Here is a 23,879-nt window from a genome sequence, read left to right as displayed (position 1 = left end):
TATTTTGAATGCATTACAACTTTTTATCATAGACCAACTTAGCCATGCCGATCCTTTGGAAATATTTTAAAGAACAGAAATGGTGGGTACTTTTAGCGCTCTTCCTCGCGGCGATTGCCCAGCTACTCAGTCTTACTGACCCTATTATTTTTGGAAAGATCATCGACGAATATGCCGGCAATCCAGGTAATAAGAGCCAGGATGAACTGGTAAAAGGCGTTTTGTACTGGCTGAGTATCGCGATAGCCGTTGCCATTGCAGCCAGGCTTGCCAAAGCTTTTCAGGAATACTACACCCGACTGGCCGTACAGCAATTTGGCATGCAGATCTTCAATGATGGCATCCGGCAAACCTTGCGCCTCTCCTTTCAGGAATTTGAGGAAAGCCATAGTGGCGAAACCTTATCTATCCTTCAAAAAGTAAAAACTGATACCGAACGTTTTGTCAATTCTTTCATAAATATTCTCTTTTCCTCCTTTGTAGGTATGGGCTTTCTCATTTGGTATTCCATCACCAAGAACTGGATGCTGGTCCCGGTATTTGTGGTCGGGATCCTGGTTTTGGGCTCGCTCACCGGATTATTGAGTAAGAAAATCAAAATGGTACAGCGCTCTATCAATAGAGAAACCAATAAAATGGCGGGTGTGATTACAGAATCGCTTAGAAATATTGAGCTGGTGAAAAGTCTGGGGCTCACCTTTCCGGAAATCCGCCGGTTAAAACTACAGACGCAAAAGATTTACGATCTGGAGATGACGAAAACCAAAAGGGTGCGAACGCTTTCTTTTTTACAGGGAACCACGCTCAATGTGCTCAAGCAATCTATTCTGTTCATTTTGCTCTGGCTGATCTTTAGGAATAAGTTGAGCACTGGCGAGCTGATTACCATGCAGTTTATTTCGACCTCTATCTTTGGTCCCTTACAAGATCTTGGCAGTATCATTCTCAGTTATCGGGAAGTTGAAGCTTCGGTTCATAGCTTTGATCAATTGATGCGTAAACCAGTGGAACGTAAGCCAGATTCTCCGAAACAGACCGGGCCTTTACAAAACCTTTCATTTGATCAAGTGGTTTTTCGCCATAAGACGGCACAGACGAATGCGATTGACGATATTTCTTTTCATGTCAATACCGGAGAAACGATTGCTTTTGTTGGCCCTTCCGGCTCAGGGAAATCGACGCTGGTTAAACTACTGGTGGGTTTATACCGGCCGGTTTCGGGTGCGATACTGTTTAATAATATCCCTTCAACGGAGATCCGTTACAATGAACTCCGCCGACAAATCGGTTTTGTAACACAGGATACTCAACTTTTTGCAGGCACGATTAAAGAGAATCTTTTGTTTGTCAAAGGAGACGCTACGGAAGAAGAATTGCTGTTGGCCCTGGATAAAGCTTCCTGTACCAACCTCCTGGCAAAATCCGAAAAAGGAATGGATACCCTATTGGGAGAAGGTGGATTGAAACTCTCCGGAGGAGAAAAACAAAGAATTTCGATTGCGAGGGCTTTATTGAGAAATCCAAGATTACTCATTTTCGACGAGGCTACTTCCGCTCTGGATTCTTTAACCGAAGAAGAGATTACTTCTACCATACGCGACCTCTCGATGAGCAGGGAGCGGATTACGGTGGTTATTGCGCATCGCTTATCGACGATTATGCATGCCGATGTGATCTATGTTTTAGAGAAAGGAAAGATCTCTGAGTCGGGTTCTCATGCAGAACTGCTGGAGCAGAAAGGATTATATTATGCCATGTGGCGACAACAAGTTGGAGAAAGAAAGTGATATTTTTCTATTTTTGTCCATGATACACGCCAATTTACTGCTGATCCTCGCCTTGTTCTTTGCAATGGCACTCCTCTATTTGTTGAGTCAACGATGGAAAATTTCCTATCCTATTTTCCTGGTTATCGGAGGATTGGGCATCAGTTTTATCCCTGGCATCCCTGCAATAAGCATTGACCCTGATATTGTATTCCTGATATTCTTACCACCCCTACTATTTGAAGCCGCCTGGTACACTTCCTGGAACGAGTTCTGGAAATGGAAAAGATCGATATTATTACTGGGTTTTGGCCTGGTGCTGATTACTTCTATGGCCATCGCTTACTTTTCTGTAAGTATCATTCCGGGCTTTACACTTGCTTTAGGCTTTTTATTAGGTGGGATCATTTCTCCGCCAGATGCGGTAGCAGCCACTTCGGTATTGAAGGGTGTAAATATGCCAAAAAGAGGTTTAACGATGTTGGAGGGCGAAAGTCTGGTCAATGACGCAGCTTCGCTTACTGTTTTCAGATTTGCATTGGCTTCTATCCTGACTGGTCAGTTTGTTTTCCAAAAAGCGGCAACAGACTTTGTGGTACTGGCTGTTATGGGTGTATTTGTTGGCCTGGTCATCGCACACATATTGTATCTGGTATTGAGGTATTGGGCAAAATCATCGAGCATCACCACGCCAATCACTTTAATTGCGCCTTATCTAATGTATATTGTTGCGGAGGAATTCCACTGGTCGGGCGTTTTAGCTGTAGTAAGTGGTGGTTTATTTCTGTCCTTCCGTTCCAACGATTTTCTAAATTACCATACCAGAATACAAACCAAGGAAGTATGGGCAACTGTAGGTTTTCTTTTGAACGGTTTTGTTTTCATCCTGATTGGACTGGAATTACCGGTAATCGTGGCCGCATTAGATGGTTATTCTATTAAGGAGGCCGTTCATTACGGATTAATCATTAGTGGAATTGTGATCGTTGCCCGGATCATTCTGGTTTATGTGGTTACTTTCCTACCTAGATTATTGAGTCCGAAAATCCGTGCCTCGGAGAAAAGCCCGGGATTAAAGCTGCCTTTCATTATTGGTTGGGCAGGAATGCGTGGCGTAGTTTCTTTGGCTTCCGCCTTAGCCATTCCTTTGACTTTAGACAATGGCGAGGCTTTTCCGCATAGAAATCTGATCTTGTTCATCACTTTCATTGTGATTTTGGTAACCTTAGTATTCCAGGGACTTACCCTTCCTATCTTCCTGAGGTTATTAAAAGTAGAAGAAACAGACGACCATGTTCCTTTTGATCTACAAAAAGAAGCGATCAGATTGCAACTTGCCAAAGAATCTGTGACTTTCCTGAACAATAAATACCATCAGGAAATGAAGGAATATGAAACTATTGCGAGAATCAAGGAACAACTGGAACGCAGTATCAATGCAACAGAACAGACTTTGACTGAGCAAAGACAACAGGTCGCTTCTGTAAGAAAGCTATACGGTAAGATTATGCTGGATCTGATCACCATGAGAAGAACCGAGCTGAATAAATTGCGCGCCACAAAACAGTATGATGATGAGGTGATTCGTGACCTGGAAAGCAGTCTGGATTTAGAAGAAGCGCGTTTGTATAAACAGTAAAACTGTCCTGATAGATATTTATTTTAAGGAACTATGCTATTTTTAATAGCTAAATATAGGTGTTTACCATACAAGACGACGATATAGCCGTAAATCAATTTCCGAACTGCGTTTATAAGAAATCTTCTTTTGCAATTACGTTTTTAAGGATGGAGATCAATTCATAAGCTATAAATAATAGATAGGCTTAGATTTTCATAATTATGGATAGCTTTGCAAAATATGATCAAAATACCTGCACTAAGCGTTCTATTGTGCCTTTTTAGCCTATCCACTACTGCTCAAGATTCAAAAATAAGCTTACATCAAAATATAACCAATGCGCTTGCAAAAGAAAAATTAACCGGAGCGGTCTGGTCTACAGTAGATTCCCTTGGCCGCATTTCGACAGATGCCAGCGGTCTTAAAAATGCAGCTACAAAACAAGTATTGTCTATCTCCGACAAGGTTCAGGTCGGTTCCATCAGCAAAACACTGATTGCGACTGGTATTTTCAGGCTGGTTACCATGAATAAATTGAGTCTGGATATGCCTGTAGCGGAAATTTTAACGGATATTCGGTTTAAAAACCCCTGGTCTGCGAGTCGCCCGGTAACCGTTAGACATTTATTAGACCATACTTCCGGACTGGAAAACCAGCGTTTTTGGCAACTGTTTTCCGGAGAAGTGACACCAAACACACCTTTAGCTAATAATTTTAGCAAAGACCTTTCCGTTTTGGAGATCCACAGTCGCCCGGGTTCTCAGTTTGTCTATTCTAACATGGGTTATACCTTGTTAGGGATGGTCATAGAGGCTATTACCAGACAACGCTACGAAGAGTATCTGGATACTTATGTCTTAAAACCGATTGGTATGGCGGAAAGCACTTTCGGCTTTGTAACGCAGGTTGGTAAAAATGCTGATCCGCGCCTGGCCATGGGACATCTTGATCAAATGAAAACTCAGGCAGCAACAGCCATTTACCTCCGACCTGCCGGCCAGTTTACCACTACGGCTTATGATATGGGGATTTTCCTGAAGTTTCTAATGACTAATGGCAATCTCCGCGGGTACTCATTTATTCGCAAAGATCTGTTGGCTGCTATGGGGAATCCTGATTCAGAAACCGAGTCTAAGCAACACGGTTTAGCAGTTGGTTATGCCGAAGGTTTGATGACAAGAGACCGTCACCAGGTAATTGGCCTGGCTCATGCCGGGAATGCGCCTGGCTATCATGCGATGATATACCTCTTCCCTAAAGAAAAGAAAGCTTTCTTTATTGCTCATAATATGGATGCTGAAACTGCAGATTACGAGGTGTTCAATAAGATTTTGCTCCAGTCTTTAAACTTAAAAAAGCAAAAGACCAGCGCTACAGGCCCCATGCCTGTGGATATTCAAAATTGGGCAGGAAATTATGTTGCTGTTAGAGATGCGTTTAAATTGATGGCTTATGTAGATCTGCTTACAGGATTTGTCACTGTTATTCCTAAAAATGATCATTTGGTTTTCAGCCAGCTGCAAAAAGAAACTAAAATATTGAAGCCAACACATTATCATTTATTTAAATCTGATGATAAGATCTGGGATGCTCAGGTGTTCTATACCGATTCTACGCAAAACAGACGCATTACCGATGGCTTTAAAACGTATAAAAAGATCAGTTCCCTGTATTTATGGACCATGTATATGAGTCTGATCTTTGGCTTAATAGGTATAATCTATCTTTTTGTCGCAGGCTTGATCAAATTGTTATCCAATAGAAAGCGCTTTTTACAACAGCCCATTGCAATTCCTTTCCTTTGTATTCTGGCTTTGTTACTTCTTGTACCCCTGTTTCTGATGCAAGATTTTACCTCCTTAGGGGATGTAACTGCTGCGAGTGTTAGTCTGGCGGTGGTCACAGCAATTCTTCCGCTTGGTTTATTATTTGGGTTATGGAGATGTATCAAAAGAAAACATGATGAAACCTGGAATGGTGTTGCAGTTATCGCTTTGATTTTCTCTTTACAGTGGGTGGCAGTGCTGATCTATTGGGGAATGATCCCGATGCTGTTATGGAATTAACCCGACAATAGTTTGGCAGGTATGATGTTACTACCTGTGTTACCTGCCATAAGAGGACTTTTTAAAATAAATAGACCTAAAAACAGGAATTTTAGGCAAACTGAAACAGCAGTTACATTTATGTTGTTTAAAAAAACTGCATCAAATCACACAGTTAATTTTTAGTTTGACAATCAACGATTTATACACAAAGAACCGTTTAAAAGCGACTTTTATTCGTAACATTTCAGCTACTTTATGTTGAGTTTGTTCCGGCAAATAAAGAGTTTGGCATCATTTTTACAGGTTACCAAGTGTAAACAATATTCAAAATTATGAAAAAGATATTTTCAGTAGCGGCATTAGCGATTTTATTATCTGCATGTTCAAATAATGCCAAAGAGGAGGCGATGATCAAACAACAAGCGATTGTTGCTGTAAAAGATAGTCTGAGATTGGATAGTTTCAAAAGAGCTGATGCACTTGAAAAAGAGAAAATTGCACAGGTAAAAGAAGAAGAAATTAAAACTGCACGTTTAAGAGAAGAAAAAAGAACACTTCTTTTAGCCGAGCGTAATGATGCTGCAGAAAGAAGATCTAATTCTTCTTCGTCGTCATCAAATACAGTAGCTGCTCCTGCTAAGAAAAAAGGATGGAGTCAGGCAGCTAAAGGTGCCGCAATTGGTGCTGGTGCCGGAGCTATCGGTGGTATCCTGGTAGACAAAAACAATGCTAGAGGTGCCATTATCGGTGGTGTTGTTGGTGCAGGAACAGGATATGTGATTGGTAGAGGTCAGGATAGAAAATCAGGTAGAGTACAGCCTAAAAACTAGTACTAACCCCATTAGGATATAAAAATTACTAGATTTGTACTTTAGTTAATTTGAAGGAGGAAGGTCGCGAAAGCTTCCTTCCTCTTTTTTTTAAACCATTCTTGTAAAGGAATAAGCGGCAACGTTGGTATAGCTGTAGCTTTATGTAGTTTAGTAACTACTCCACAAATAATACTGCTGGCTTCATCATCTTTACCAGCTAATACCATTTCCTTTAAAGAACCTTGGCCAGTTGCCCTCTCCATCAGTAATGCATCCGGAGCATGCTTCAAAACCCTGACTGCGCCATGCCCGTCCCAATGTACCATCAAAAAGGAGCCCCGACGCTCTTCCTCCGCAATCCCGATTTTCAGCATCGCAGGAATCCCCTCATACAGCACAGGTTGAAGCAGAGCAGAGTTTGTTGAAAAAGCCTCGCCATCCGCCTGTAAGTTCCAGCTTTGCTTTTGCTATGGATAATTCCTTGCTATTGCAAATCATCATGCTTTTTAGCCAGCGACTTGATCACTGCCATTACATCTTCTTCACCAAGGCCTTCTTTTTGTGCCTGCTGGAAACTATTAAACAAAGGATCAATTAATGGCGCCACTAATCCGGCTTCTTTAGCCAGTCTAAGGTCTTTAACCAGATGTTTCAATGCAAAAGCAGCTGGATACTCCTCATTTAGAATCGAGGGTGTTTTGAGTTTTGTGATGCCATTTCCACAAGCCCCTTCATTGATAATCGTCAACATATCACTTTTGCTAACGCCGTTCTTTTCGGCAAACAGTACCGTTTCTGCAAGTCCCTGCAAGTTTAGTCCCAGCAAATAATTGATAGCCAACTTAGCAGAACTGCCTACTCCTGCCCCTCCAACATGGATAGACAACTTTCCTAAAGCTTCAAAAGCAGGTTTTGCTTTTTCGTAGGCAGTAGCAGCTCCACCAACAAGGATAATCAAGGTGCCGTCTTGTGCAGGTTTAACGCTGCCAGATACCGGTGCTTCCAGAAAATCCAGTCCAGCCTTTTCGCAGGCTTCCGATAAATATCTAGAAGTATCCGGTGAAACCGTACTCATATCAATGATCATTTTCCCTTCAGCAGCTTTAGTTATTAAACCATGATCTCCTTCAAAAACGGCTTTCACTGCCTGATCATCCGCCAACATCGTAAATACGATATCACAGGTTTCCAGTAATGATTGCGGATTTGGAGCACTTGTAGCACCATGGGCGATCAATTCTTCTTCTTTTTGTTTCGTACGGTTGAAAACAACCACATCAAACCCAGCCTTTAGTAAGTTCTTTACCATTGGGGTTCCCATATTTCCAAGACCTATCCAGCCTAATTTTAATCTACTCATGAAGTATGTTTGCTCTAATTTAATGGCCTAAATTAAGCAATTTAGCAAGGTTGGCCAATATCATCCAGATTGCTTTGCTCCTATTAAAGAAAAGCAATCTGGATGATGTTAGATGTAAAGTTCATTTACTAAATGCTGATTACTTTTGATGATAATCAAAATTCACCATCCATTGGATGCCAAACTGATCGGTCAGCATGCCAAAATAGGCACCCCAGAAAGCTTTTTCTAAAGGCATCACCACATTTGCCCCGGGAGAAAGCGCAGCAAAAAGACTATCGGCCTCTGCTTCGCTATCCGCACTGATACTGATAGAAAAATTATCACCGATGTTGAGCGTCTGCCCCATCGAAGCAAGTGCGTCAGTGCCCATCAATACGTTTCCATTGCCAATCGGGAAAGCAATGTGCATGATCTTCTCTTTATCTTCTTCAGACATATTATCTCCATAAGGAGTGTCTTTAAAGCGCTGAACCATCATAAACTCTCCGCCAAATACAGATTTATAAAAGTTAAATGCCTCTTCCGTATTTCCCTGGAAGTTTAAGTAAGGATTAATAGTTGCCATGGTTATGTTTTTAGGGTTCGGTAGTACTGGTTAATACTATCTAAATATATTCAGTTAATTCTACAATTCAAATTTAAGCATCTGCAAGCCTGGCATTGATGCTATTTCTCCCCTTACTTCTATTATCAGTAAAATGTAATATCCTGATAAAATCTTCCAATTATTAGGCCCTCAGTTTTAAAGTTGTACTTTTGATGCAACTTTAAAAAACCACTATGCTTAGTACAACAGAAATAGGCTTAATCAAGGCCACAGTCCCAATTTTAAGAGAACATGGTCTATTGTTAACGCAACATTTTTATAAAAGAATGTTCCAACATAACCCGGAATTAAGGAATACCTTCAACATGGGAAATCAGCAAAACGGAACACAGCAAACGGCATTAGCACTTGCTGTTCTTGCGTATGCGGAGAACATTGAAAACCCGGGCGTACTCCTACCTGTACTTCAAAGAATCGGTGATAAACATACCAGTTTACAAATTACCGCAGAACAATACGACATCGTAGGAAAACATTTACTGGCTTCTATCGGAGAAGTTCTTGGCGATGCGGCTAGTCCTGATTTGATTACCGCATGGGCTAAAGCTTATACGCAGCTGGCAGATTTAATGATCAATCTTGAAAAGTCTATATACTTACAGAAAGCATCCGCAAAAGGCGCCTGGACGGGATGGAGAAAATTCATCATTGATAAAAAAGTGCCTGAATCTGATGAAATTACGTCCTTTTACTTACGTCCGGAAGATGGACTTGAAGTAACGGAACACCAACCGGGTCAATATTTAAGCGTTAAAGTGTTTATAACGGCTTTAGGAATTTACCAGCCGCGTCAATATAGCATCTCTTCTGCACCAAATTCTAGCTACTACCGCATTTCAGTAAAAAGAGAACCTGGAAATGAGGAGAAAGAAAGTGGAACCGTATCTAACTACCTACATAATCAAATTGAGGAAGGCGCGGTAATCGAAGCAACCACCCCTGCCGGAGATTTTGTATTAAACACCAACCAAACCACGCCTCTGGTACTTTTAAGCGGCGGTGTAGGCCAAACACCATTCGTTTCAATTCTGGATTTTCTAACCAAATCCGATCAGCAGCGCCAGGTAAAATGGGCACATGCTTGTCGCTCGGAAAGCGTACATGCCTTCCGTGATCAGATTAACACCTGGCAAGCAGCACACGATTGGTTTGAACATATTGTTTTCTATGAAAATATGGAATCTGGATCAAAAGAAAATCAGTTGTCAAATGATAGTCGCGCAGGGCGATTGGATGTTGCTGAAATCAGCGAAATGATCCTGATACCAGAAGCAGAATACTATCTTTGCGGCCCCAAACCATTTATTGAAAAAACAATGAACGACCTGTCGGCTTTAGGCGTAGATCGTAAAAAGTTATTCTTTGAAGAATTTGGCCCACAGACGATTCAAATGAATTAATTGCCATATTATGAAACTGAACCAATTTACCGATTACGGATTGAGAATCCTGATGTATATGAGTTGCAAGCCAGCAAACCTGCCGGCAACAACCATTACTGAGCTGGCAGACCAGTTCGGGATCTCCAGAAATCACCTGGTTAAAGTGGTTCAGTTTCTTTCTAATCAAAACATTATTGATGCCCAAAGAGGCCGGGGCGGCGGTTTACGCCTGTTCGATTCTGCGGAAACGTATCGGATTGGAAAGTTGGTTCGCCTGCTGGAGCAGGATGAAGAACTGATCAATTGCGAAAGCCCGCTATGTATCCTTGCCGGAAACTGCGGACTAAAAGGAATATTGAATGGGGCGCAAAACGCGTTGTACCAATACCTGGATCAATATACCCTGGTTGACATCAGTAAACCTTCAGTCAGCAAAACGCTGCAAACCCTATTCAATAATCCTCCTGATCAAAAGATATAATTTATTTTTTCAACTAGCTTAGTTTCCAGTCAGGACGTTCGAAATGGCAGGTATAGCCATAAGGCAGTTTTTGCAAATAGTCCTGATGGTCTTCTTCTGCATTCCAGAAATCAGTTTCCGGAACAATTTCCGTCACAAATTTACCAGGCCATTTACCAGAAGCCTCCAATTCTGCGATTAAAGCTGTTGCAGTTTCCTGCTGTGCCTCATCCACAAAAAAGATCGCTGAACGGTAAGAAGTACCGATGTCGTTTCCTTGTCTGTTTTTTGTTGTAGGATCGTGAATCTGAAAGAAATATTCCAAAAGACCACGGTATGTTAGTATTGAAGGGTCAAATATAATCTCTATTCCTTCGGCATGCGTTCCATGGTTTTGGTAAGTTGCATTAGGAACATCACCACCGGTATATCCTACAACTGTTGAAATTACACCTGGCTGGTGGCGAAATAATTCTTCTACCCCCCAAAAGCAACCGCCTGCGAGAATGGCTTTTTCAGTATTCATATAGTTTTCGTTTTAATGGGATAAAGGTATTAAATTTTTCAGCTCCCCGATTCGGTCATTGTTAACCTTCTATCATTTTTGAACGATTAGTTGTTAAGCTAATTCTTTCTAAATACATTTATAAGCTTTCCTGAATTTTTAACGCTAATAGCTCTTCACAAGGGGCGACATATTAAGAACTATGCTTAACATTTATACCGCTACAGCAAATGATTTCCAGGTGATCCAGAAGATCGCCAACAAAACATGGCCAGCTACATTTGGCGCCATCTTATCCCCTCAACAAATCAGCTATATGCTGGAAATGATGTACAGTACCGCTGCTTTAACCGAGCAGGTAGCCCAAAAAGGCCATCATTTCTTATTGGTAAAAGATGAAACAGATGATTTAGGATATGCCTCTTATGAATTGAATTATAAAGGTTTACCGACAACAAAAATCCACAAAATCTATTTACTTCCTGAAGCTCAGGGCAAGGGTGTCGGTAAATTACTGATGAAAACCATCTCAGAAATCGCCAAAGACAATAAAAACACCGCCTTGTCTCTGAACGTAAACCGTGACAATTCTGCCTTCCAGTTTTACAAAAACATAGGCTTTGAACAAGTCGGAGAAGAGAATATCGACATTGGCGATGGCTTCTTAATGGAAGATTATATCATGGAAAAACAACTAGCATAACCCACTTTTGGAATATTTCAAAAAACTCTTAGCGCTATTAAAGATTGAACGCGAAGAAGACTTAAGGTCTTACTTAAAATTAACAGAATCTTCTTCCGTAACTACCCGTAGAGCAAACGGATTATCCTGGTACCCGATAGCTATCAGAGGTTCAGAGATGAGCCGCGGTGATTATTTAACTGTAGAGGTTGAACGGACTACACATCAGGAGCTTGCGCATCAGCTACGCTTTGGTGCTTCGGCAGTTTTGTTCTCTAATCATGATCCAAAAGATCGTGTAGAAGGAACCATTACCCATCAAAGTGGCAACCGCTTAAAGATCACTTTAAAGACGGATGAACTACCAGAATGGACTCGTGACGGCAAGCTGGGTATAGATGTGTTGTTCGATAACAACAGCTATGATGAAATGCAAAACGCATTGAAACAGGCTGCTACAGGATTGGAAAAATCAGAAGACAGTCGGTTGATCAAGATACTGACCGGTGAGGCCAGTCCTACTTTTTCTAATCAGGCAGCTCATTATACCATTCCAAAATTAAACACGGTACAACAACAGGCTGTAGATAAAATTCTTGCTGCGCAGGAATTGGCTATTGTCCATGGGCCTCCGGGAACAGGAAAAACGACTACACTTGTACAAGCTATAAAAGCGTTAATCAAGCAAGATCATAAACAGATTCTTGTGGTTGCGCCCAGCAATACTGCGGTAGACTTACTCACAGAAAAACTGGATGAAGAAGGTTTGAATGTATTGCGTATTGGAAATCCGGCCAGAGTATCAGAAAAGCTGTTGTCTTTAACCCTGGATGGAAAGCTGTCGGAACACGACAGTATGAAACAAATCCGTGCCTTAAAGAAACAGGCCAATGAGTATAAAAACATGGCCCATAAATACAAGCGGAATTTTGGGCGTGCGGAAAAAGAACAGCGTAAAGCACTCTTTGATGAAGCATATAAAATCATGAAAGAAGTAGGCAATACCGAGCAATATATGATCGATGATCTGCTCAGTAAAGCACAGGTAGTGACCGCTACGCTGGTTGGCGCCAACCATTATACCATTCGCGGGCTTAAATTCCACACGGTGGTGATTGATGAAGCCGGACAAGCTTTAGAGCCCGCCTGCTGGATTCCGATCCTGAAAGCGCATAAAGTTATATTTGCCGGTGATCATTGTCAGCTTTCACCAACGATAAAGTCCAACGAAGCCGCCAGAGCAGGCCTCAGTACTACTTTGCTAGAAAAAACGACCGCATTACACCCGGAAGCAGTAACGCTTTTAGAAGAGCAATACCGTATGCATGAGACCATCATGAGTTATTCATCTCAGGTATTTTATGAAAACAAATTGAAAGCGCACGATTCAGTAGCGAAACACGTGTTGTTTTCCGAAGAAGCACCATTGGCATTCTTAGATACTGCGGGTTGTGGCTTTGAAGAGAAATCTGAAGGCACCAGTACCACCAATCCAGAAGAAGCGACATTCTTATTTAAACACCTGAGCCAACTCGTTAACACACTTGGCACCCATTATACCGCTGAAAACTTTCCTACCATTGCAGTGATATCGCCTTATAAACAGCAGGTTTTACTGATGAAGGAATTGATGTTACATTCGCCAGAACTGATGGCTTATGCAAATAAAATCACGGTGAATACTATTGATAGTTTCCAGGGACAAGAACGCGATATGGTCTATATCAGTATGACCAGGAGCAATAATGAAGGCAGTATAGGCTTCCTTTCCGATGTCCGGAGGATGAATGTAGCCATGACCCGAGCCAGAAAGAAACTCGTGGTCATTGGTGACAGTGCCACTTTATCCCGCCTTCCTTTTTACGCTGATTTCATCAGCTATGCAGAAGCAGTTAATGCTTACCAAAGCGCCTGGGAGTTTGCAGATCTTTAATCTGCAAACTTCTTCATCATTGTTCCGTTTTCGCGCAGGCGACCATACCAGGAAAATGCCTCTTCTAACAAATGCGGTGTTTGTCCGCCTCGCACACAGGCTCTTTCATAGTAATCCAGCAATTCTGCTTTGTAATCCGGATGGGCACAGTTTTCGATGACCAGTTTAGCGCGTTGTCTGGGCGCCAAACCGCGTAAATCTGCCAATCCCTGTTCCGTTACAATCACATCCACGTCATGCTCCGTATGGTCAACATGGGAAACCATCGGAACAATCCGTGAGATGGTATTAGATTTTGCGGAGGATTGCGTCACAAAGACACTCAGGTAAGCATTACGGGCGAAATCACCGGAGCCCCCTATTCCATTCATCATATCTGTTCCGGCCACATGGGTGGAATTTACGTTGCCATAGATATCGCATTCCAATGCGGTGTTCATGGTAATTACGCCAAGGCGACGAATCACCTCTCCGGCATTGCTAATCTCCTGCGGACGCAGGACTACCTTATCTTTATATTTTTCGAAATCGTTGAATATCTTTTGATAGTATTCTTCTGAAACCGTGATCGAAGATCCGGAAGCAAAAGTCATTTTCCCGGAGTCCAGCAAATCAAATGTACTGTCTTGCAAGACTTCCGAATACATGGTCAGGTTTTCAAAATCCCCATCCATAAAACCATGCAATACTGCATTGGCTACCTTACCTATACCTGCTTGTAATGGAAGTAATGATTTCGACAGATTTCCTTTCGCTACCTCTGCAGAGAAGAAGTTCACCAGGTGTTTAGCGATGGCTTTAGTTGCCTCATCTGGTGGCGCAATTTCTGCCGGACTATCCGTTTTATTGGTGATCACCACCCCCACAATCTTTTTAGGATCTATGTAAATGGAAGTGCGACCGATGCGATCTGCAACCGATACAATCGGGATCTCAGAACGGTTCGGATACTGCCCGGCAGAAAACATATCGTGCAATCCACAAACGGAAAAAGGAACCGCCAGATTAACCTCTATAATGATCTGATCTGCCAATGCAGCAAAAGAAGCCGAATTACCTACAGATGTGGTCGGTATGATACTCCCGTCTGCCTCAATCCGCGTGGCTTCCAATACGGCGATATCGATTTTAGGAAAGTGGTTTGACTTCAAAAGTGACACGGTTTCTCCCAAATGCTGGTCGATAAATAAGACTTCTCCTTTATTAATTGCCTTTCGCAGAATAGGGTCTACCTGGAAAGGAAGACGTAAAGAAAGGGCGTCTGCTTCGGCCAAAGCACCATCGGTACCATGTCCCAGAGAAGCGCCGGTCATTAAGGTGATTTTAAGCGGTTCTGTTTTTGCGCGTTCTGCTAATGCAGCTAATACGGCTTTACTATCGCCGGCTTTGGTGAACCCACTGGAAGCCACCACCATCCTATCCTTAAAGAGCTTTGCGGCTTCTTCTGAGCTCATTATTTTAGAAATAACATCCTCCCTCAGTATTCTATCTGCGTACATACATTTGGTTTAAAACACAAATCTATCCGCAATAATCAGCCAAAAGGTATCCTATCCGGCCAATTGCATATCTTATTATGCCAGCATAGTATCTAAGCCTAAGACCCCTTTCATTTTCACATATTCGGATGGTCTAACGCCCAGTGTTTTATAAAAAGTGGTGCTAAAAGTAGGAATACTATTGTAACCGACCATGGAGGCGACTTCCTTCACAGACATTTTATCCTCCAGCAACAGCTGTACTGCGAGCATCATTCTTTGAATACTAAGATATTGGATAAACGACATACCTACATCACCCTGAAAAAGACGGGAAAGACTTCTTTCACTCAGTCCGAATTTGCTGGCCAATGCAGGGAATACGATGGCCTCTGCCAGGTTTTCAGCCATATATTTGATGACTGAATCCAGTCGTTTGTCCTTCGCATAAGGTAGCGCCAGGGGTAATTTATACAAGCTCACCTCTGGTAAAATCGCCTTTAAGGCCAGTGCAAAGCGATAAGAACTTGTGTCGGTCTGGTCGATATCTCCACTCCAGCGGTTGCTGAATATGATCATTTGCAACAGTAAATCATTGACCGGGTAAATCCCTTTTTGCGCATAAAAGGCGTTTTCATTGGCCTCTACCGGGAAATAGAGGTTCCTCATCGTCACATCTGCAGAACTTGGATGAATGCTGTGTACCACCCCAGGCGGAATCCACATATAATGCCTGGCCGGTAAGAAATACGTCTTTTGCTCCGTACTCACATGCACCACTCCCCCCTCTGTGTACAGAAACTGCCCTTTAAGGTGCTTATGGGCGGAAATATCCTGTTCTCCCATGAGGTCGTGCATACAATAGATGGTTTCCGGAGCCTTATCAACCTCTGTTAAATAGTAATCTTTATGAATATTAGCCATGGCGGAAATGAATAAACATTTGACCAGCAAAGATAATCAAGCCAACTTGAATCATTGCAACTTTGTAATGAAAATTCTACACAATGAAAAAGCTCCCCCTTATTGCAAGGGAATCATTTAATGCCTTGATCTGTCAACAGAGAAGTATCCTCGGCACCTTACTATTAACAGGAACTATCATGATCCCTGTTAAAGCACAACACCTTTTAACGCTACCACAAGCCTTACTCATCGCTGCTGAACACAATAAATCGGTTCATAAATCCAGAGTGCAACAGGAAATTGCGGCAGGAGAAACAAGAGTAAAAGAAGAAATGAAGCTTCCGGATCTGGATTTCCACGCTTCTTATGCCCGAATCACCGACATTACCGAGTATAAGCATGGCTTGAGTGGCAAAATGGTTACTGCCACCATCCCGGAGCAGGCGGACCTGACTTCCTCGGCCAGTATGACAATCTACAATGGCGGACAGCTGAAATACAGCATCAGGAAAGCCAGACAGGAACAGGAAATCAGCGTTCTGAATGTTCAGAAGACCGTAAACGACATACAGATTGAAGTGGTAGCCACTTATCTGGGGGTGTTTAAATTGATGGAATTCCAGCAACTGATTTTAGAAAACATCAAGGAAGAAGAAGATCGTTTAAAGGAAGTCAGGGCCTTTAAAGCACATGGAACGGTAACGGGTAATGAGGTATTAAGGGCCGAATTACAGTTATCCGATATGCAATTACGCTTGCTATCCAACAAAAGAAACATCGCTATTGGCCTTCACAACTTGCAAACGCTACTGGAATTACCTGAAGAAAACAATTTGAAACTGGACACTAGTTCACTAATAAACAACTCATTGATTATTGGTAATTATCATGAATACCTGCAAGCTGGTTTACAAAAAGAAGAAATGGGAATTGCCAAAAAGCAGGAGGCTATTCGGCTGACAGAACATCGGCTGGCGAATAGCAGTTACTTCCCAAAACTCTCTTTATTTGGCTCTTATGGCTATAATTATCCCAATTACTTGTTCTTTCCGGCAAATAACAAAGGCTATACTTTGGGTAAAATCGGGATAGAAGCCAATTTCAGCCTTTCTAATTTGTACAAGAATAAAAGCAAAATGAAGCTGGCAGAGCAAAGAATTGAAGAAGAAAAGACAAATACTGAAATTCTGAGGAATCAGATCAGCGACGCTGTTTTCAGACAATACACCCAATACCAGGAGATTATAGATCAGTTACCGGTTACGGAGAAAGCAAAAAGACTAGCTACTGAAAACTATAGGATCATCAAATTGAAATACCTGAATCAGCTGGCCCTGGTTACCGACATGCTGGATGCAGACAATGCCTTACTCCAGGCAAAATACAATGTTGTATCCACGCGTATTGACGCCCTAATGAAACATTACGAATTGCGTTACGCAGCAGGACAATTATAAATCAGCACCTTACCATGAGTACATCAAAAGCGCCTGCACCGCATGGCCCCTTCCACACCTTATTTACGATTCTTGCCAGTTTAATTGCTGCTGGAGGCCTGATTATGGGCGTGTGGTTTTTCATATTTTACAACAACAATGAGGAAACTAATGACGCACAAATTGATCAGTATGTGACACCTGTAGTGACTCGGATTACCGGCTATGTACAAGAAGTAAAATACGTAGAAAACCAGTTTGTACGTAAGGGCGACACCTTAATTGTCATCGACAACAGAGAATATCAGGCCCATCTGGACATGGCTTTGTCCGAAATTGAAAACGCAAAAGAGAGCGTTAGTGTATTGCAAAGAAACGTAGCGACCACCAGAAGTAATACTGCGGTTCAACAATCTCAGCTGGATGCGGCAAAATCACAGGTCTGGAAAGCGGAAGAAGAATATAAGCGTTATGCTGCTCTTTTAAAAGAAGATGCGGCGACGAAACAACAGCTGGAAACGATGAAGTCAAATTATGACTCCGCCAAAGCTCATTATCAGGAAATTCTGCATAGTTTGCAGTCCACCGCCCTGAGTACTTCAGAAGCTTCTTCCCGCGTACCGGTAGCGAAAACAGTGATCGGTGGCAAGAAGGCAGCGGTAGACAATGCGACCTTGTATCTATCTTACACCATTTTAACCGCCCCTTATGATGGTTGGGTGGGCAAAAAAACCATTCAACCCGGACAGCTAGTCAAAGAAGGACAAACCCTGGTTTCTGTGGTGAGCCAGGAGAAATGGATTACGGCGAATTATAAAGAAACGCAGGTGGGACAGCTGGTAATTGGTCAGCCGGTTACTTTTAAAGCAGATGCCAGCGGCGATCAGGTGTTTAGTGGTGTTGTAGAATCATTCTCTCCGGCAAGTGGAGCAAGGTTTTCTATGCTTCCTCCAGATAATGCAACCGGTAATTTTGTTAAAATTGAACAGCGTATTCCAGTCCGTATAAAACTAACAGCATCCCCAAAGGACACTGAATTTTTACGCGCAGGGATGAACGTAGTTGTGGTTGCTAATCATCAGAAATAACGGAGATGGCTACTGTATTTAAACCCTGGATGCCTGATTGGGCCATAAAAGCCGTGCTCATCTTTTGTATGTTGCATTCCATGGTGTTATTGGGATTGTACACCTCCAATATGACTTATTCTGCCAGCTTCCTGGACGTGGAGGTCGAGGATTTGCAATATGCGATGAGTGTCACTTACGGCACTTTTTTGGCCACCATCCTGATTGAAAGTAGAATATTTAAATTCTTTCCTACCCGGAATTACTTTATAGCGATCTATTTTCTGGCCGCAGTCACCTTTATCATTTCCGCCTATACACATGATTATGTACTATTTATTATGCTGAGAATGATGGAAGGTGTGTTAATGGCCTTGCCCTGGATTCCATTGAGGCTCTTGCTCCTCAGTAGATTCAAATCTAAAAACGCCACCATCGTAGTCTTTTCTCTTACCTATGGCACTTTGCTGATCGCCTCCCCTTTTATCATGAACATTGTGGTCTGGTTGTTAGAAAATTACGACTGGAAATATATGGCTTATGGCTCTGCATTTTTCCAGTTTGTTTGTGTGGCATTGGTACTGATCACTTTCAACGGTCAGCGTTTTCATAAGAAAACACCACTCTATCAAGTGGACTGGGCAAGTTTTGTGTTGGTACATACCGCGATTCTTTGTGGTGCATTTGTATTGGTCTATGGCGAAAAGAAATATTGGTTCCAATCCGCTGAAATCATCCTTGCTACAGCTATAACAGCGGTTAGTTCGGGTTTATTCCTGGTGAGGCAGTTGTTGGTGAAGCGCCCTTGCTTCGATCTGAGGGTTTTCCGCTATGCGAATCTTCGAACTGGTTTAGTTTTATTTGTACTCTTTTATATTTCCAGAGCGAGTTTAAATATTTGTCATAGTACGATGAGTCAGGTCTGGAACTGGGAGCCGGTACGAGTCGCGCATATTCAGTATCTGAATGCGCTGGGTGATCTTATCGGGATATTCATTGCAGCAATCCTGCTTTCACGTGCAGTGGCAACCAGGTATATTTTCATTCTCGGATTTAGCCTGATGGCGATTTATCATTTATGGTTCACTTTTCTCTTTGTCCCCGATGTGTCTTTAAAGGACATTGTATTACCCTATATCCTCCAGGGGGTCGCTGTGGGCGTTTTATTCGTACCCTTGGTGCTTTTTACAGTTTCGGCTGTTCCAGCGCAGCTTGCCCCCTTTTCCGGCACTGTTGGCGTGACTGGCAGATTCTGGGGCAGTACAATTGGTTTTTGCCTGATGCAAAATGCACAGGTATTTCTGGAACAGAAACATTATAGCAAGTTCAGGGAGAACATCGTTCCGGAGCGCCCTGAGATTCAGGAACAGCTGAGTAGCTATGTGCAGAAGTTCCAAAGCAAAGGCTTTAGTCTGGATGAGGCCAGTAAGCTAGCCATGCAGCAGCTTACTGCAAACTTTAAAAAGCAGGGTATTTTACTGTCCAACATGGAGATTTTTACCGCAATTGGCTTGGGGTTGGTTGTTTTGGTGGTGCTGCTGATCTTTAATCGCCATCTGAGACAGTCTTTCGACATCTTCAGAAATAGGATCTGGGGCAGTTAACAGGGTTATTTTTGCGATTTCAACAGATTGGATTGCTTAACAAGGGCTTTATTCCATTGTTTTGTGGATTGCTGCTAAAATAAATATCAAATTAATTACCTTATCGAAAACGACAGAAATATTTGATTATTAAAGCAATACCGATAATTAAACAAAAGGAAACCAGAATCCGCAGAAAATTAACACAACTTTTTTTCAAATTAATTAGCAACTTAATTTTATTTTTCTACCTTTGCACTCCCGAAACAAGGGAACATAAATGATTCCGTAGCTCAGCTGGTAGAGCATTACACTTTTAATGTAGTGGTCCTGGGTTCGAATCCCAGCGGGATCACAGAAAGGCTTAGAGAAATCTAAGCCTTTTTCGTTTTAACCCTGTTTATCCTACGATAAACAGGGTTTTCAATTTTAAAGGGTCGCCAAAACTTACTCGAAATCCAGTAATAATCGGTGAGTAAATTGAAGTTCCCCCGACTCACCGAATAAACTCGTAACTTTATGACATACAGAAAGTTCATTCATTAAACGACTTGACGTCCATTAACTGCAAGGCTACATTTTTTTAACCTTAAATCAGTTGATTATGAAAACGAATTTCAGTATGCTCTTCTACTTGAAAAAGCAAAAAAACTATGCTTGCGGTGATGCCCCTATCTATTTAAGGATTACAGTAGAAAGAAATCGTGTGGAAATTACTACAGGACAAGAATGCAAACCGGAATGCTGGAATCCCAAAACCGGACGATTAACCGGAACTAAAGAAGATATAAAAAGGTCTAATGCCTATCTGGACGGCTTACAGGCAATGGTTTATTGGCCATATAAAGAATTAATTTATGCTTGATTTATTTCCGATCTAGAAATAGGCACAGGTTGGCTACAGGCTAAAATAAAAAATAGTGTAATAAAAACCATTAATGGCGATAAGAGAGTGAGAGGTTTTTTCATTTAAATATTTGATTTTTTCAAATACATATTACTTTATTTAACACAAAAAGTATAATATTGCCTATATTTCATTTTATGAAGCTATTCATATTCATATTCTTTATTTATGCCAATCAGCTTTATGCACAGGATGTTGTACAGGTCAAAGTAGTCGACAGCCTGAGCAGGAAAGGAGTAGATGGCGTAACCCTTAGCATAAACGGAAAGGTAGTGGGCCAAAGTGATAAGAATGGCTCTTTTACTGTAGAGTTAAGTGAAACAAACAAAACAGACATCCTTACTTTTAGTAGCATTCGTTATTTTCCTAAAAAAATAGCTGTTAGAGACCTCCTTAATGGGATGGTAATTTACCTTTCTGAAAATGCAAGACAACTTAGTACTGTAACCATCTCCAAACGAAAATCCAAACCCAAATGGCTTTACGAAAAAAATCGAAATAACAATTCTTTTTCTAATGCTTACTCAATCGGTTTCAGGGAAATTGCCAAGGGCTTTGTGGCAGCCAAAGCAGGACTATGGCTAAAGCGAGTAAAACTGCCTAAATATTATTGTGAAAATGTGGTCATTCGTTACCGATCAAGGTTTATCCTGCATATATATGATGTGGATACCGCCACGGGCGGACCAGGCCGGGAACTGTTCAATAGGGAAATTTACCTGAACCAAGGTGAGTACAGACCTATTATTCCTCGTGAAACTCCCAATTCACGGTACTATGAATATCCTTCTCGGGACGATGTCATAGACTTATCTAAATTTGCTATTGTCACTCCCAACAAAATATTCTTTGTCGGTATTGAAAGATTACGCATTCCCTTTAATGAGGTCCTAATAGATCTAACAGGAGATTGGAACTCATTTGATTCCCGGAGTCTATCACGCAATAAATCGAGCTACTATATGCGTATTAGTTATTTACCTTTCATTTCTGCCAATTTTTTCTCAAAATGGAATCAAGTGGATCCAAAATATGTCATGAACTGGTGCAGGGACACGGAGGGTAAATGGACAAAACAGTATAAATGGACTCATGACTCTATTTCGGGTGAATCGCTTGAGGCAAAAACTGAAATTTTGATAGATGTTGAAATGGTAGACTGAATATAAATGATGAAACGATATTTACATCCCCTCTATTTACTTTTTGTAGTTTGTTACTTGCCCTGTTATGCGCAACAAACCATAAAGGTGATTGACGGGCAAACTAACAGGCCCGTACCCTATGCCACGGTTTCCTTTTTCTTGAAGAACGTTGCCTATGCTACTGATAAAGAAGGCCTGCTACAGGTTCATGCAGACTTGGCGCTGAAGCAAGGTGATAGCCTTTGCATCTCCCGAATGGGTTATCAGGTAAAAAAAACTGTGTTTACTGTTTCAGATGGCACAATTACTCTAAACGTTCAGAAAGCGCTTGCCGAATCGAAGAAAAGCCAGATTGGAGCAAAAGACATTCTCAACGAAGTGGAACCCGATTCTATTGACCGCTTTGCAGGTATGGAAACTGGAATAGATTCTGCTAACTACCTGCAATTGGCACAAAAGTTCTACCTGAAGCAGGCTGGAGCCGTACTGAATGAGGTTACCTTGTACCAGCACATTCTCATTGAGGACTACCCGAAAGCAGTTCCGGCATATGAACGTCCGAAAAAATTGGGGAGGAAATTGCATTTCAGGCTTCGCTTCTATGATGTGGACAGCCTGACCGGGAAGCCTGGCAATGAGCTTAATGACAGGCTTGTGGAAGTTGCTGGCAGTTTTGAAAAAACCATTAGGGTAGATTTAGGCCAGTATAAAATTTTTGTACCCGGGAAATATTTTTTTGTAGCCGTAGAATGGGTTCGCAACAGGGCAAATGGCGTGCTACTTGAGGCAGAGATACAAACGAAACCGTCTGACATTGGATATGGAATAGAGTATTTTCTTAAATATATGCCGTCGGTTGCTATGTCACCAAGACTAAGTATAAATCAGAACATTTGGAAACTAAACCTAAGGAACCAGTGGCAGCCCTATACCTATTTTGCACCAGAGTTTACAGACTTGGCCATAATGGTAAAGCTTAATTATTTGAAATAATATGTAGTTTCATTTTTGGCCTTATAATTTAGTAACTCACTGTTATACTCAAATAAACTATGCAGCTGAATACCAATACATAAGGATGCTCAACAAGAGTCAACTTATTTGTAACTGTTTAGAATGATGAGCAGAAAATTCTAAAAGAAAAACTTTAGAAAAGACAATCAAGTAAAATGACCTGAGAATAAGAATTAAAGAAAATTGAACCTTATCTTTTTTAATAAACGAAATTCTAGTCGTATATTTATAGAATACCAATTGCAGTTAAAACGTATAAAAAAGTGGTGAGTGATTAGGTGAGTCACTTTTAAAAACCACACTAAATACTATTTAAACGCTGATTTCAGGACTAGATTCTGATTCCAGCGGGATCACAGAAAGGCTTAGAGAAATCTAAGCCTTTTTCGTTTTAACCCTATTTATCCTACGATAAACAGGGTTTTTCAATTTTAAAGGGTCGCCAAAACTTACCCGAAATCCAGTAATAATCGGTGAGTTATTCGGTGAGTAAAGTATAGTTCTCCCCGACTCACCGAATAAACAAGTTAACATCCATTAACCGTTCTAATTAACAAGTCCAACCGCAACTAGTTTCGGCTAATCACCACAGAACTTTTCTTTCCACCAATTTGTTAGTATCCCAGATGACTAAGCAACGCCACCCCTCTTACCTGGATTTTGATCTCGAAAGCTACCCCTGGAAAGCAGATATAAATTACCGGGCAAATCCGGAAGCTTACCGCGTCGGCAAAGGAGAACAGGGTGTGCTGATTTGCGAGCCTTATAAAACAGAAATCGGACAACATTGGAGGTTCAGAACACCTGACATTGCGAAAGAAAGCAGCAAAATGATCTTCAGGCTTTTTAAAAAATACCTTCAGCAAAAAGACTTTGTCGGCATGGACCTGGCCAGGAAATACCTGCAAATGGGTTACACCCGTGCCAGGCGTTACGCCAATTATAAAGGCGGCAAAAAATACGACAAACAAAATGGTTTTACTCAGCGGGAACGCGGAACAGGCGATCCTGAAAAAGCAGAGTCAGCCACCATCTTCTATAAAAAATGGAAAGCAGCCGAAGCCAACCCGATATACACAATAGATTTTTGCATCCATTCATAGTTGATTTAAAACAATTTCCAATCTGGCATTGTTCAACAAAATAGATAAAATATCTCCTTC

At 41.6% G+C, this 23,879-nt stretch carries 20 protein-coding genes, 1 tRNA gene and 1 pseudogene; 16 read left to right on the top strand and 6 right to left on the bottom strand.

Annotated elements, in window-relative coordinates; translation table 11 throughout:
- The first annotated feature begins 44 nt into the window (after window positions 1-44).
- From R2Q66_RS20850 to R2Q66_RS20835, 4 genes are all read left to right on the top strand, one after another.
- Complete coding sequence (locus R2Q66_RS20850; protein ID WP_316752821.1) at window positions 45-1,787, top strand: ABC transporter ATP-binding protein; 1,743 nt, start codon at window positions 45-47, stop codon at window positions 1,785-1,787.
- Complete coding sequence (locus R2Q66_RS20845) at window positions 1,717-3,405, top strand: Na+/H+ antiporter (RefSeq protein ID WP_316752818.1); 1,689 nt, start codon at window positions 1,717-1,719, stop codon at window positions 3,403-3,405. Before R2Q66_RS20850 ends, R2Q66_RS20845 begins: the two co-directional genes overlap by 71 nt.
- Window positions 3,406-3,627: 222 nt before the next feature.
- On the top strand, window positions 3,628-5,454 hold the full coding sequence (locus R2Q66_RS20840) for a serine hydrolase domain-containing protein (RefSeq protein WP_316752816.1): 1,827 nt from the start codon (window positions 3,628-3,630) through the stop codon (window positions 5,452-5,454).
- 314 nt (window positions 5,455-5,768) lie between these two features.
- Window positions 5,769-6,266: a YMGG-like glycine zipper-containing protein gene (locus R2Q66_RS20835; protein ID WP_316752814.1), complete on the top strand. Its 498-nt coding sequence runs from the start codon at window positions 5,769-5,771 to the stop codon at window positions 6,264-6,266.
- Between the two features lie 41 nt (window positions 6,267-6,307).
- Here the strand turns inward: R2Q66_RS20835 and R2Q66_RS20830 are convergent.
- From R2Q66_RS20830 to R2Q66_RS20820, 3 genes and pseudogenes are all read right to left on the bottom strand, one after another.
- Window positions 6,308-6,691, bottom strand: a pseudogene (locus tag R2Q66_RS20830) (aminoglycoside phosphotransferase family protein); the annotation flags it as partial.
- A 41-nt stretch (window positions 6,692-6,732) separates the two neighbouring features.
- The gene (locus tag R2Q66_RS20825) at window positions 6,733-7,608 is read right to left on the bottom strand and encodes an NAD(P)-dependent oxidoreductase (protein ID WP_316752812.1); all 876 of its coding nucleotides are present in this window, start codon (window positions 7,606-7,608) and stop codon (window positions 6,733-6,735) included.
- Window positions 7,609-7,747: 139 nt separating this feature from the next.
- On the bottom strand, window positions 7,748-8,176 hold the full coding sequence (locus tag R2Q66_RS20820) for a VOC family protein (RefSeq protein WP_316752810.1): 429 nt from the start codon (window positions 8,174-8,176) through the stop codon (window positions 7,748-7,750).
- Between the two features lie 215 nt (window positions 8,177-8,391).
- Between R2Q66_RS20820 and hmpA the strand changes: the two genes are divergently transcribed.
- Together hmpA and R2Q66_RS20810 are read left to right on the top strand one after the other, a co-directional pair.
- Window positions 8,392-9,618, top strand: coding sequence for an NO-inducible flavohemoprotein (gene hmpA / locus R2Q66_RS20815; protein ID WP_316752806.1), 1,227 nt, complete (start codon window positions 8,392-8,394; stop codon window positions 9,616-9,618).
- A 10-nt stretch (window positions 9,619-9,628) separates the two neighbouring features.
- Window positions 9,629-10,081: an Rrf2 family transcriptional regulator gene (locus tag R2Q66_RS20810; protein WP_316752804.1), complete on the top strand. Its 453-nt coding sequence runs from the start codon at window positions 9,629-9,631 to the stop codon at window positions 10,079-10,081.
- A gap of 13 nt (window positions 10,082-10,094) precedes the next feature.
- Here the strand turns inward: R2Q66_RS20810 and msrA are convergent, their stop codons facing one another.
- The gene (gene msrA / locus R2Q66_RS20805; RefSeq protein WP_316752802.1) at window positions 10,095-10,586 is read right to left on the bottom strand and encodes a peptide-methionine (S)-S-oxide reductase MsrA; all 492 of its coding nucleotides are present in this window, start codon (window positions 10,584-10,586) and stop codon (window positions 10,095-10,097) included.
- A gap of 181 nt (window positions 10,587-10,767) precedes the next feature.
- Here msrA and R2Q66_RS20800 point away from each other — a divergent pair, with 181 nt between their 5' ends.
- Complete coding sequence (locus R2Q66_RS20800; RefSeq protein WP_316752799.1) at window positions 10,768-11,268, top strand: GNAT family N-acetyltransferase; 501 nt, start codon at window positions 10,768-10,770, stop codon at window positions 11,266-11,268.
- Window positions 11,269-11,275: 7 nt separating this feature from the next.
- Window positions 11,276-13,180 carry an AAA domain-containing protein gene (locus R2Q66_RS20795; RefSeq protein ID WP_316752796.1) on the top strand — a complete coding sequence of 635 codons (1,905 nt, stop codon included), beginning with the start codon at window positions 11,276-11,278 and terminating at the stop codon, window positions 13,178-13,180.
- Here R2Q66_RS20795 and R2Q66_RS20790 read toward each other — a convergent pair.
- Together R2Q66_RS20790 and R2Q66_RS20785 are read right to left on the bottom strand one after the other, a co-directional pair.
- Window positions 13,177-14,634, bottom strand: coding sequence for an acetyl-CoA hydrolase/transferase family protein (locus R2Q66_RS20790; RefSeq protein WP_316752792.1), 1,458 nt, complete (start codon window positions 14,632-14,634; stop codon window positions 13,177-13,179). The two genes, R2Q66_RS20795 and R2Q66_RS20790, sit on opposite strands and share 4 nt — an antisense overlap.
- A gap of 120 nt (window positions 14,635-14,754) precedes the next feature.
- Window positions 14,755-15,582, bottom strand: a complete 828-nt coding sequence (locus tag R2Q66_RS20785) for a helix-turn-helix transcriptional regulator (RefSeq protein WP_316752790.1) — start codon at window positions 15,580-15,582, stop codon at window positions 14,755-14,757.
- A gap of 83 nt (window positions 15,583-15,665) precedes the next feature.
- Here R2Q66_RS20785 and R2Q66_RS20780 point away from each other — a divergent pair, with 83 nt between their 5' ends.
- From R2Q66_RS20780 to R2Q66_RS20745, 8 genes are all read left to right on the top strand, one after another.
- Complete coding sequence (locus tag R2Q66_RS20780; RefSeq protein WP_316752788.1) at window positions 15,666-17,021, top strand: TolC family protein; 1,356 nt, start codon at window positions 15,666-15,668, stop codon at window positions 17,019-17,021.
- A gap of 14 nt (window positions 17,022-17,035) precedes the next feature.
- Window positions 17,036-18,088, top strand: a complete 1,053-nt coding sequence (locus R2Q66_RS20775; RefSeq protein WP_316752786.1) for an HlyD family secretion protein — start codon at window positions 17,036-17,038, stop codon at window positions 18,086-18,088.
- Between the two features lie 5 nt (window positions 18,089-18,093).
- Window positions 18,094-19,671 (top strand): MFS transporter, encoded by a 1,578-nt coding sequence (locus R2Q66_RS20770; protein ID WP_316752784.1) that lies wholly within the window; start codon window positions 18,094-18,096, stop codon window positions 19,669-19,671.
- 261 nt (window positions 19,672-19,932) lie between these two features.
- A tRNA-Lys gene (locus tag R2Q66_RS20765) sits at window positions 19,933-20,005 on the top strand.
- Between the two features lie 249 nt (window positions 20,006-20,254).
- Entirely contained in the window at window positions 20,255-20,515 is a 261-nt protein-coding gene (locus R2Q66_RS20760; RefSeq protein ID WP_316752782.1) for an Arm DNA-binding domain-containing protein, read from the top strand.
- Between the two features lie 179 nt (window positions 20,516-20,694).
- Window positions 20,695-21,720: a hypothetical protein gene (locus R2Q66_RS20755; protein WP_316752780.1), complete on the top strand. Its 1,026-nt coding sequence runs from the start codon at window positions 20,695-20,697 to the stop codon at window positions 21,718-21,720.
- Between the two features lie 6 nt (window positions 21,721-21,726).
- Window positions 21,727-22,695 (top strand): hypothetical protein, encoded by a 969-nt coding sequence (locus tag R2Q66_RS20750; RefSeq protein WP_316752778.1) that lies wholly within the window; start codon window positions 21,727-21,729, stop codon window positions 22,693-22,695.
- Window positions 22,696-23,342: 647 nt separating this feature from the next.
- Window positions 23,343-23,819: a DUF4385 domain-containing protein gene (locus R2Q66_RS20745; RefSeq protein ID WP_316752776.1), complete on the top strand. Its 477-nt coding sequence runs from the start codon at window positions 23,343-23,345 to the stop codon at window positions 23,817-23,819.
- The last annotated feature ends 60 nt before the right edge of the window (window positions 23,820-23,879 follow it).

Origin of the sequence: Pedobacter gandavensis (assembly GCF_032677645.1) — a bacterium.
Taxonomy (GTDB): domain Bacteria; phylum Bacteroidota; class Bacteroidia; order Sphingobacteriales; family Sphingobacteriaceae; genus Pedobacter; species Pedobacter gandavensis_A.
This window is presented reverse-complemented; position numbering and strand designations above follow the sequence as displayed.